An 11,452-nucleotide genomic window follows, 5' to 3' on the forward strand; every position below is an offset into this window, starting at 1 on the left:
GCCGCAGCGCCCTCCCGTCACCCCGCGCCATTCCCGCACCCGCACTCGCCTGCGTCCACTGGCATTTTTACAACAACCCCCATCACCCCGTCCCCTCCCCCACGGCCCCCTGCTGATATAATACTTGCAACGAAGTAAGACTTCGAATTGTGCGCCTCAAGGCTCCCGCAACCGTCTGTGTACCGCCAAGCCCAGCCCATGCGCTCCCTTTTCAACCACGAAATCATCAAACAGCTACACAGCGGCGCCCGTTCGCGCGTTTACCGCGCCAGGGCGGCCGATGGCACAGCGCTGATCGCCAAGATGCCGAATCAGCAGTTTCCCTCCTTCCAGCAGCTGGCGCAGTTCAAGCGCGAGTACGCGATCGCGCGCCGCTGCCGCCACCCTGGCGTGGCGCGTCCGCTGGCGCTGCAGCTGCATGGCGGGCACTGGACCATGCTGCAGGAAGATACCGGCGGCCTGGCGCTCGACCAGCTATTGCGCGCACAGGTGGCGGCGCGCAGCACGCCGGCGCAACCCGCGTTGGCGCTGGACGATTTTTTCGACATCGCGCTGCAACTGTGCGACGCGCTGGACGAGGTCCATCGCCAGGGCGTGATCCACAAGGACATCAATCCCTCCAATCTGGTGTGGAATGGCGAGCGGCGCCTGCTGCAGCTGATCGATTTCGGCATCGCCTGTGAACTGCCCTACGAAAGCCATGGCATCGTCAGCCTCCAGACCCTCGAAGGCACGCTGCGCTACATGGCGCCGGAACAGACCGGGCGCATGAACCGCAGGGTCGACTGGCGCGCCGATTTCTATGCGCTGGGCGCCACCTTGTACGAATTGCTGACCGGCCAGGCGCCGTTCGAAGCAGGCGACGAGATGGAACTCGTGCATTGCCACATTGCGCGCAGTCCCGACTGGTCGCACCCGGCGCTGGCAAGCTTGCCCGGCCAGCTGCTGCCGATCATCCAGCGCCTGCTGGAAAAAAATGCCGATCAGCGTTACCAGAGCCTGCAAGGCCTGCGCAGCGACCTCGCAGCGTGCCGCGCGAAAAAGCCCACGCAGGCGCTCAAGCTGTCCGACCACAACGGCCGCTTCCTGGTGCCGCAAACGCTGCATGGGCGCGAAGATGCCATCGCCGCGCTGCTGGCGACGTTTGAGCGCAGTAGCGCGGGCAGGTGCGAGATGCTGCTGGTGGCCGGCCATTCGGGCATCGGCAAGTCGGCGGTCATCAACGAAGTGCAAAAGCCCATCATCGCCCGGCGCGGCTGCTTCCTGTCCGGGAAATTCGACCAGCTCCAGCGCGACGTGCCGTATGCCTCGCTGATCCAGGCCTTCCAGGGACTGGTGCGCCAGTTGCTCGGCCAGCCCGAGGAAACGCTGCGGCAGTGGTCCGCAAAACTGCACCAGGCCCTGGGCAGCGGCGTGGGCGTGATCGTCGAGCTGATTCCCCAGCTGGCCCTGATCGTCGGCGCCACCGACGCGATGCCCGCATCGGCGCCGGCACAGGTCCAGTGGCGCCTGGACCGCCTCTTCCCCCGCTTCGTCGAAGTCTTCGCCTGCGCCGGGCATCCGCTGGTGCTGTTCCTCGACGACCTGCAATGGGCCGATGCGGCCACCTTGCGGATGATCGAGCTGCTGATGGTCTCCTGCGACAAGAGCTGCCTGCTGTTCATCGGCGCGTACCGCGACAACGAGGTGGGCGCCGCGCATCCGCTCATCGCGCTGCGCGACAAGCTGCTCGCCCGTGAGGTACGTCTGTCGACACTGTTACTGAGCGCGCTGACCGAACCGCAGGTGGCGCAAATGGTCTCGGCCAGCGTGCGCGTGGCAGCCCACGCCTGCGCGCCGCTGACCAGCATTTGCTACCGCAAGACGGCCGGCAATCCGTTTTTCCTCAACCAGTTCCTCGCCGCGCTCAACGAATCGGGCCACCTGCGCTACCGGCCCGCCGACGATTGCTGGGACTGGGACTTGCCCGCGATCGAACAGGCCAGATACACCGACAACGTGGTCGAGGTGCTGCTGGAAAAAATCCGCCGCCTGCCGGCAATCACGCAGCACCTGCTGCAACTGGCCGCCTCCAGCGGCAACCGCTTCACGCTCGACACGCTCACCCTGGCGGTGGACCGCACAGCGCGGCAAACGCAGCAAGACCTGTGGCCGGCGCTCAGGGCCGGGTTGATCCAGCCGCTCGACGAACGCTATAAATACGTCAATGGCGACACCGCTGCTGGCAACAGCGGCGTCAGCTACCGCTTCCTGCACGACCGGGTGCAGCAGGCAGCCTATGTGGTCGCCGATGCCGGTACGCGCGTGGCCAACCATCTTCTGATCGGCCGCTTGCTGCTGCGGCATACGCCGCCGGAGCGCCAGGACGAGACGCTGTTTGACATCGTCGAGCAGCTCAACGCCGGTCGCGCGCTGATTGACGATGCGGACGAGCGCGCGCAGCTGGCGATGCTCAATCTCCAGGCCGGCGTCAAGGCAAGGCGCTCCGCCGCGTTCCAGTCCACCCTCGAGCACATGCGAATCGGTCTCGACCTGCTGCCGGCGGACGCATGGAGCATCCACGCCGGGCTCTGGCTAGATCTGCAGCTGGGCGCGGCCGAAGCGGCCTACCTGTGTGGCCAGTTCGATGCCGCCGAGGCGATCTATCCAATGGTGCGCGCCCGCGCCCTGAACCCCTTGCTGCAAGCGCGCTGCATTGCCATCCAGGCGCACCAGTATCAATTACAGGGCCGCCTGCTCGACGCCATCGCCGTGCAGCGCGACGGCCTGGCGCAGCTGGACATCGACATTCCGCACGATGTGGCGCACATGAAGGCGCGCTTCGCCGATATCCTCGCCGACATCGGGCGCCAGCCTGGCGCGCAGGCGCCCGAGACCTTGCTGGCCGCGGCCGACATGTGCGAACCGGAGGCGGTGGCCGCGATGCAGATGATGCAGGGCCTGTGGATGGCCAGCTACTACGCCGGCCAGCAGGATCTCAGCGCGCTGATGGTGGTGTCGATGACGCGCCTGTCCATGCAGCGGGGGAACAGCGATTTCAGCGCCGTCGCCTATGTCGGCTACGCGATGATGCTGGCGCTGTACAGCGGCGACATCGCACGCGGCTACGACTTCGGCGCGATGGCGATGGCGCTGGCCAGGCGCCGTGCCAATCTGCAGACGCGCACGCTCACGGGCCTGATGTTCGGCGCGCTCAGCAACCACTGGACGCAGCCGCTGCGCAGCTCCGACGCCCTGTACGAAGAGGCGTTTGGCTGGGCGCTGGAAATCGCCGATTTCGTGCAGGTCGGCGTGGTGACGGCCGTGCGCGCCACCGACCGCATCATCCTTGGCGACTACCTGCCGCACCTGATGCACGACATCGGGCACGACCTGGCGCTGATGCGCGCCAACGGCCAGCAGTCGATGGCCGATTGCTGCGTCGCCGCCGCGGTCCAGCCGATCAAATGCCTGATGGGACTCCTGCCCCGCCACGACAGCTACGACGATGCCGCCTTCAGCGAGGCGCGCTTCCTCGCACAATATGGCGACTCGCAGCTGTACCGCGCCTACTTCCTGCAAGGGAAGATCCGCAACGCCTACCTGTTCGACGGCGCCGACGCCGAACAGCTGGCCGGCCAGCTCGGCATCGTCACGCAGATCATGCGCGGCCAGGCCAAGGTTGCCGAATGCAGCTTCTACGCCGCGCTGATCCTGATCCGTGCCTTGCGGCGCGCTCCCGCACGCCCCGATGCGGACGCCATGCTGGCCATGATCGGCACGCTGCAATCGAGTCTCACCGAATGGGCAAGGCAAGGCTCGGACAATAGCGCCGCCAAACATCTGCTGGTGATGGCAGAAATGGCGCGCTACCGGGACGACCTGCAACTGGCCACGCGCCTCTACCAGCAAGCGATCGACGCCGCCGCACTCGCGGGCTACGTCAACATGCAAGCGCTGGGCAATGAACTATGCGGCGTATGCTGGTGCGAGCAGGGACAGCCGCGCGTAGCCGCCGTCTTCATCCGGGACGCCATCGCGCATTACGGCCAGTGGGGCGCGGAGGGCAAGGTGGCGCAGCTGCGCGAGGCCCATAGCGCACTGCTGTCAAGGATGGAGGGGCGCGGCACGCAGCGGTATTCCGTCTCCCACACGCACGGCAGTTCGGCGCTCGACCTGGTGTCGCTGCTGAAGGCGGCCCAAATCCTGTCGAACGAAGTCGGCCTGCGCAACGTGCTGACACGCCTCATTGCCATCGTGTGCGAAAACGCCGGCGGGCAGGTGGCGCGCCTGCTGCTGCTGTCCGAAGGCAGCTACCGGCTGGAAGCCAATATCGATGGCGATGGCGTCACCGTGCTGCAAGCGCGCCAGCTCGACCTGAACGCCGCCAGCGACCCGCAATTCCCGCTGTCGCTGCTGCGCTACGTCATCCGCACTGGCGCGGAGGTGATCGAAGACTGCATCACGGGCGCTTCGCGCTTTGCCGCCGACCCGTACGTGCAGTCGCACCTGCCGCGCGCCGTCATGTGTCTGCCGATCCGGCACGGCGGGCAGATCGACGGTATCCTGTACTTCGAAAACCGGCTGGCCGACGCCTCGTTTACGGAAGAACGCGTCGCGTTCCTGCGCATGCTCGGCGCGCAGGCGATGATCTCGATCTCCAGCGCCAGGCTGCATGACAGCCTCGAACGGCGCGTTGCCGAGCGCACGGAACAGCTGGAAGACGCCAACCGCAAGCTGGCAACCCTGTCCATCACCGATGGCCTGACGGGCCTGTCGAACCGGCGCCATTTCGACGACGTGCTGCGCACCGAATGTGCGCGCGCCACGCGCCTTGGCCAGCCGCTTGCCGTCGTCATGCTCGACGTCGATTACTTCAAGCTGTTCAACGACCGGCATGGCCACCAGGCGGGCGACGCATGCCTGATCCGGGTCGCGCAGGCGCTGGCGGCCGGCATGCGGCGCGCGGGCGACCTGACGGCGCGCTACGGCGGCGAAGAGTTTTCGATCGTGCTGCCAAACACGGGCGAGGACGAAGCGCGCCAGATCGGCGAAGCGCTGCGGCGCGCCATCGAGGATCTGGACATCGTCCACGCGAACACGGACGCACAGCAGGTGACGATCAGCGTCGGCATCGCGGTGCAGTCGGCGCCGGGCGCCGCCGATCCGGACGCCCTGCTGCGCCTGGCCGATGCCGCGCTGTACCAGGCCAAGGATGCGGGACGCAATTGCGTGGTGCTGAGGATTCTGCCGCCCGGCTAACCCGCATTCATGGCACCGGGCGGCGCCTTACTCGCTGCCATGGCTATTCTCGCGCGCCTGCTCCCGCGCCCTTTCCTGCGACGCCAGGCCATTGAAGAACAGGTTAAGCAGCACGGCGACGATGGCGGCCAGCAGGATACCGCTGTGCAGCAACGGCGACAGGGCCTTGGGCATGTGCTGCGCGTACTGTTCCGCCACCAGCGGCAGCATGCCGAAGCCGATCGACAGGGCCACGATGAACAGGTTGTTGCGGTTGCTCTTGTAGTCGACGCCGGCCAGGATACGGATGCCGGTGGCGGCGACCATGCCGAACATCACCAGCCCTGCCCCGCCCAGCACGAACGCCGGCACGGCTTCGGCTGTCTGCGCGATCTTCGGGATCACGCCCATGACGAGTAATATAAGGCCGGCCGCTACGCAGACCCAGCGGCTGCGCACGCCCGTCACGCCCACCAGGCCCACGTTTTGCGAAAACGAGGTGTACGGAAAAGTGTTGAAGATGCCGCCGATCAGGGTGCCCAGGCCATCGACGCGCAGACCGCGGCTGATGTCATCCTGCGTGATGCGCTTGTCCGTCATTTCTCCCAGCGCCAAAAACATGCCCAGCGACTCGATCATGACGACGATCATCACCAGGCTCATGGTGATGATGGCAACCACGTCGAAGGTTGGCATGCCGAACTGGAACGGCGTGACGATGGCAAAGGCCTTGGCGCTGGCCACCTTGGCGAAATCGGCCTTGCCCAGCGCAAACGACAGTGCCGTGCCGGCGATGATGCCGATCAATACCGCGATATTCGACAGAAAACCACGGCCGTACTTCGCCACCAGCAAGATAACAGCCAGCACGAAGAAGGCAATGCCCATGTTATCCAGCGCGCCATAGCCGGGATTGGCGATCAGCGGCACGGGGCCAAGCGGCCCAGGCAAGCCGGCCGCCGTGGCGGCAGCGGCCATCTTGACGAAGGCGGGATCGGCGATCTGCGCCATGGCGGGCGGCCCGCCCATGGCCCAGTTCACGCCCACGCGCATCAGCGACACACCGATCACGGCGATGATGCTGCCCGTGACCACGGGCGGAAACAGGGCCAGCAGCCGGCTGATGAAGGGAGCGATCAGCATGGAAACGACGCCGGCGCCGATCACGGCGCCAAAGATGCCCGTGATGCCCAGGGCGGGATTGTTCGCCATCGCCAGCATGGGACTGACGGCGGCAAATGTCACGCCCATCATGACGGGCAGGCGGATGCCGAAGTACTTGCCTATCCCGAGGGACTGGATCAGGGTCACGAGGCCGCAGCAGAACAGGTCCGCACTGATCAATGCCGCCACCTGCTCGGGCGGCAGCTTGAGGGCGCGGCCGACGATCAGCGGCACGGCGATGGCGCCCGCATACATCACGAGCACGTGCTGCAAGCCCAAGGTAAACAGTTTTCCGGCAGGCAGGATTTCATCGACGGGCGATGGCGCGGCAGGCGTGGCGCCAGGCACGCTGCGGTGGATCGATTTCAATCGGGGAGTGGCCATTTACGCTCCATTTCCTGGGTTGCCGCGGCCCGGATGGGCGCAGGTGAAAGGGAAAAGCAAGAGAGAAACGGGAAGACAGGAACACAGTGGCGGCGGATGAGGCATGCGAAGCTCCTTGGATGGGACGACCAAGGTATGCCATGCACGCATCGTGCCAGGTGGATTGTATACAGAAATTGTGCCGAAATTCACCAGAGATCAAGCAATTGGGCGGTGGATGCACCGTTTTCTCGCATGCCGCCCCGCGCCTGCACCAGAAGGCGGCAAACGGCGGCAGCGCTGACAGGCCATTGGTGACTGATGGGTGAATCCTGGAACGCCTGTCAAAACCGGCTGCGCGTCGTCATGCGCGGCCCGCGACGCTCACCGCTTCAACGCCACATACTTCTTGCAGTGGCGCTTCCTGAGCAAACCGGGGGCCGTGCCCTCCTTCCACCCGCCACGGTGTTGTCAGGCATAGTCAAGCGTTGTCAGGAGTTATTTGCCCCGGAGCAAGCATCGAGCAGCGCTTCCAGCTGCCGCACATGGGCGGCACGCAATTGCTCGCGCGCCAGCAAGGCTTGCACTTGCTCGAAGATGCCGTGGGACGGCACCGCCGGCAAGGCGGGCGCGACTGGGCGCGTGACCAGGCAAGGCGCGCTCACCGGCCAAACTTCCACCTGTGATGCCGGCGCCCATGCCGCACAGCCGGTCAATAAACTCACCAGCAATAGCTCGGCGGCGCACTTGATACTGCGCCTCCTCGCCCGCCACCGCACACTCCTCCCACTTTCACTCTCACGTTCGCTCAGCGGCCTCATGGCATTTCACTGGCGATCAGCGCTTCGGCGGCACGGCAGGCGTCGCCTTCGGGCTGCAGCGCCAGGATGCGCGCCGCTGCCGCTTGCGCCTCTGCCTGCCCGGCCTGCGCACTGGCCAATGCCTGCCCTACCCGCGCCGACCGGCGCGAGCCCTCCTCTCGCATCGCATTGAGCACCTGCTTCTGGCGCCGCAACAGCCCCTGCACCTCGTGCACTTGCGCCGCGCACGCGGCAAGACCCGCCTCATGTCCCCAGCGTTGCGCGCAAAACACGGCTGCGCCCAGCAGCACCAGCATGGCCAGCACCAACAACGACGGCTTCATGCCAGCACCTTGCGCGCTGCCGCATACAAGGCCAGGCGCTCGGCCAGGCCGTTCACGCCACCGTTGATGCGGCGCGTCACCCGTTCCTGATCACCCGCGTCGGCCAGACCGTTCAAGCCGCGCGATTGCCAGAACCAGCCCGCCGAGCGGCACGCGAAAGTCGTCGCTTCCAGCAACTGCGGCGCCGCCAGCAAGTCCAGGCCCAGCGCCACGCCGCACGCCGCATAGTTGGCGCGCCCCGTCACCTGCAGCAAGCCGCGTCCCTTGAAGCGCACGCCATCGCCAGCGATCACATTACCCAGATCCGCCCTCCCCTCATAAGCCGCGCCGCTGGCCAGCTCGCGCACATAGCGCAACTGTCCCGATTCGTGGCCCACCTGCGCCAGGAACGACGCCTGGCGCAGCGGCGTATCAATATCGAACTCGGACATCGCCGCATTCAAGGACGCCAGAAACAGCGTAGCGCGGCGGCCGGCCAAGGGCATGATCTGCATCAATTGGGCGCCTGTCACAGCATGCCCCGCACATCCTTGACGGCAGCGGCCGCATCGGCCGCCAGTTCGCCGATATCCTTGCCGCGCCGTTTGTCGAACCAGCGCACGCAAGCGCCCAGCACCCACCAGGCAGGCAAGCCGGCCGCCACCATCACGGGCGCGGCGATGAACAAGAAACCCGTGGCCGGGTCGCCGCCATACAGACCCGCCACGGTCTTCGCGCTGTCGAACAGGCTGGGCCACCACGACAGCACGGCGGCCACCAGCACGGGGCCGAGAAAGGTGGAAATGATGATGCTGGAACAAAAACGAATAAATGCCTCCTTGGTGGATCGGGGCCACATGAACATGAAGCCCAGCGACGTGGCGGCGGCGCCAGCCAGCACGGGCACGCCAAACAGTTTGATCAAAGCGCCGCCGGCGGCGGTGGTTTCGAGGGCCATGATTGCCTTTCAGGTGGTGGGAATGAAAAAACCCGCCGAGGCGGGTTTGAAGTGAAGATAAAAGATATGAGCTAGGTCGTCACAAGAGCCGCAACGCGCGACTCCAGTGCAGCATGAAGCACTTCTGTTTTAGCCATACGAGCCATGAGGCCACACGCAATGAACAGGTTAAGCTGATCGTTGCGCAAGGAATAGAGATCCCCGGCCTCTCTCACCCGCACGTCGCCGCCACCTTCACCGTCGACCGGAGCACGATGGCTATATTCCTCATCCCACGAGTCAAAGCAGATGAAGCCATATTCAAACGGGTCGAGTCCATTCTGTTCCATGATGGCCATGATGCCTTGCACTGTGGCGCCGACGTGTCTGCGCGCTTCGATACCCTTGGCCTGGATAGATTCCAGCCACTTGTATGTGCCGACACTTTCAGCGATAGCGATAGCCGCACTGATTTCTGCCTCATCCATCGGGCGAATGGCAGTTTTCAGACGTGCGTCCGATGTGTTGATAGCGCCAGTTGCCGCATACACCATGGAGAATCGGTTTGAAGGAGCGCCGCATCCAGTAGAATTGTCTGATGTGGGGTACAAATACGCACCATTCATCGCAATGACATCGGAGAGGACGTTGGCCTTCTTAACTTGCCATAAAATCGTTGCCTCAGCGCCATTTGTGCAGAGAATACGACCAGCTGTACCACTGGTAGAATTTGCAAAGTCATAAATTGCGGGTAAGGTGTCATACGACGACGCTAGGAACGCTCCATACCCAAGGGCACCTTTTGAAATAATGGTTGCCGTCGACGGCGCTGTGAGCGTCAGGTCAGGTGTGTTGACCCGGAAAAAGCCCAAGTTGCTTAGCGTCAATCCACCAGTATCGCTTAAACGGAAACGCTCAGAACCATTCGTCACCATCGTCAACATACCGGCAGCCGGGGCGTTTATACCAGTTCCACTGGTACCAAAGTCCAGCCCAGCCGCCGGTATTCGGACGGTTCCGGTAAAGACCGGACTATTAATGGGCGCTTTAAGCGCAAGTTCTTTCGCCTGGGCTATTGACACGGGTTTTTCTATATCGCTGGTATTGTCTACTTTATCCAACCCAGCATCAGCCTTGTTGCCCTTAGCGGCCTTTCCGTCCAGCGCAGTCTTTTGCACGGTGCTGACCGGCTTTTGCGCGTCGCTGGTATTGTCCACGTTACCCAGGCCAACATCACCCTTGCTGCCTGACGTAGCCACGGCAGCAAACTGCGGCTTACCAGTAATGCTGCCCCAGGTCGGCACATACGAGCCCGGCAGCGCGTCAGTAATGCCATAGCCGGCCAGCGTCGTTGAGCGTGCCGCTTTTTTAGCGTCCAGCTCAGCCAACGCCGCCTGAACGTTCTTCGCAACGATCCCGCCCACCGGCGTGCTGCTGATTTGCGAGGCAACGTTGGCCGGAATCGTCACCCACGCACCGGCCTGGAACACGCGCAGGCAGCCGCCGTTCAGCACCGTGTCCCAATAGGTCGCGCCGGCCAGCAGCGCACCGCCATTATTGTCAACGTCCGGCGGCAGCACTTTGGCGCCAAGATAGCGCGCATCGAGCGATTTGAGCGCGGCCGCAGCCTTTGACGCAGCGGTGGCCGCAGCGCCATCCGATTCTGCGGCCGCAGCGGCTGCCGCCGCCGAGGCCGCAGCGCTCGCGGCCGCTGCCACGGAATTCTGCGGGATATCAACAATGTCCTTCGCCTTGGCCAACTGGTTGAGCTGATAGATCAGATCCTGCTGGCCATATTTAAATACATCAGTCATTACAGCTCCTCGACTTCAATGGTGGTGGCATATGTTTGGAAAGATGGCGTGGTGATGGCGGCCAGGTTGGCCAGGCGCCCATACACCTGGTGAGTCTGCTCGAGCTCGACGTCGTCGCTGTCCGGGAACAGACTGACGAATAACGGGTGCGACAGGCCATTCCCGCGCACGATGCGCCACAGCTCGGCCCGGTCCAGTGGCGTCATGTGGTCGAGCGAAATCGACAGTTTTCGGTACAACGCGCCGCGCTCGACTTTCTGCTCGCCGGCGCCATTGCGGTACTGGTTGCTGGTATCGCCTGGCGTGACACCGGCGCCGTAAGATGCGTTCTGCCCGGGACTCCACCAGGCGCCAGCCACCAGGCGCGCAGCCTCGATGTATCCGGCCGGGTTGTCCGGGTCGGCCAGGTCGATCACCAGTTTTTTGACGCTGCGCATCTGGAACCAGCTGCGGCCATACGTGCCGCCGCCATAGCTGAAAGCGTTCACGCCCAGCGGCAGCGCCCCCCAGTTCCACATGCCCAGGCGCGCGTACTCGCAGGCGGGCACGGTGCCCGTATCGAAATCGGACACGGCGTCACCAGGCTCAACGTAGCCGCGCACGCGGATCGTCGCCGTCGGCGTCAGGTTGCAAAATGGCAGGGCCACGCAGCCGATGATCTCGGGCGTGGGCCAAGTGGCGGTAATGGTCAGCGCCAGGCCGAGTGAGCGCAGCACGTCATGCTTGCCCTCGTGCTGCAGATTGGCCGGTCCCAGCGCGCCGGCCTGGCTGGATGCGGTCAAAATTGCGCGGTCGCCGGCGTTGTCATAAATAATGCGGAGATTGGTCATG

Annotated in this window: 8 protein-coding genes; 1 reads left to right on the plus strand and 7 read right to left on the minus strand. The window is 64.4% G+C overall.

Annotated elements, in window-relative coordinates; genetic code table 11:
* Positions 1-198: 198 nt before the first annotated feature.
* Positions 199-5,241: a diguanylate cyclase domain-containing protein gene (locus P9875_RS19055; protein ID WP_278316291.1), complete on the plus strand. Its 5,043-nt coding sequence runs from the start codon at positions 199-201 to the stop codon at positions 5,239-5,241.
* Positions 5,242-5,268: 27 nt separating this feature from the next.
* Here P9875_RS19055 and P9875_RS19060 read toward each other — a convergent pair whose 3' ends face one another.
* The 7 genes from P9875_RS19060 to P9875_RS19090 form a co-directional block, all read right to left on the minus strand.
* Positions 5,269-6,768, minus strand: coding sequence for a nucleobase:cation symporter-2 family protein (locus P9875_RS19060; RefSeq protein WP_278316292.1), 1,500 nt, complete (start codon positions 6,766-6,768; stop codon positions 5,269-5,271).
* Positions 6,769-7,238: 470 nt separating this feature from the next.
* Positions 7,239-7,412 carry a hypothetical protein gene (locus P9875_RS19065; RefSeq protein WP_158300023.1) on the minus strand — a complete coding sequence of 58 codons (174 nt, stop codon included), beginning with the start codon at positions 7,410-7,412 and terminating at the stop codon, positions 7,239-7,241.
* Between the two features lie 152 nt (positions 7,413-7,564).
* Positions 7,565-7,891: a hypothetical protein gene (locus tag P9875_RS19070; RefSeq protein ID WP_278316293.1), complete on the minus strand. Its 327-nt coding sequence runs from the start codon at positions 7,889-7,891 to the stop codon at positions 7,565-7,567.
* The gene (locus P9875_RS19075; protein WP_278316294.1) at positions 7,888-8,385 is read right to left on the minus strand and encodes a glycoside hydrolase family 19 protein; all 498 of its coding nucleotides are present in this window, start codon (positions 8,383-8,385) and stop codon (positions 7,888-7,890) included. The genes P9875_RS19070 and P9875_RS19075 overlap by 4 nt, the downstream gene beginning before the upstream one ends.
* A 14-nt stretch (positions 8,386-8,399) precedes the next feature.
* Complete coding sequence (locus P9875_RS19080) at positions 8,400-8,828, minus strand: hypothetical protein (RefSeq protein WP_176390044.1); 429 nt, start codon at positions 8,826-8,828, stop codon at positions 8,400-8,402.
* Between the two features lie 71 nt (positions 8,829-8,899).
* Entirely contained in the window at positions 8,900-10,621 is a 1,722-nt protein-coding gene (locus tag P9875_RS19085; protein WP_278316295.1) for a tail fiber domain-containing protein, read from the minus strand.
* A complete protein-coding gene (locus P9875_RS19090; RefSeq protein WP_278316296.1) occupies positions 10,621-11,451 on the minus strand; it encodes a hypothetical protein in 831 nt (276 codons plus the stop codon). Before P9875_RS19090 ends, P9875_RS19085 begins: the two co-directional genes overlap by 1 nt.
* Position 11,452 lies beyond the last annotated feature (1 nt).

The sequence above is a fragment of the Janthinobacterium rivuli genome, from assembly GCF_029690045.1.
Classification (GTDB): domain Bacteria; phylum Pseudomonadota; class Gammaproteobacteria; order Burkholderiales; family Burkholderiaceae_D; genus Janthinobacterium; species Janthinobacterium rivuli.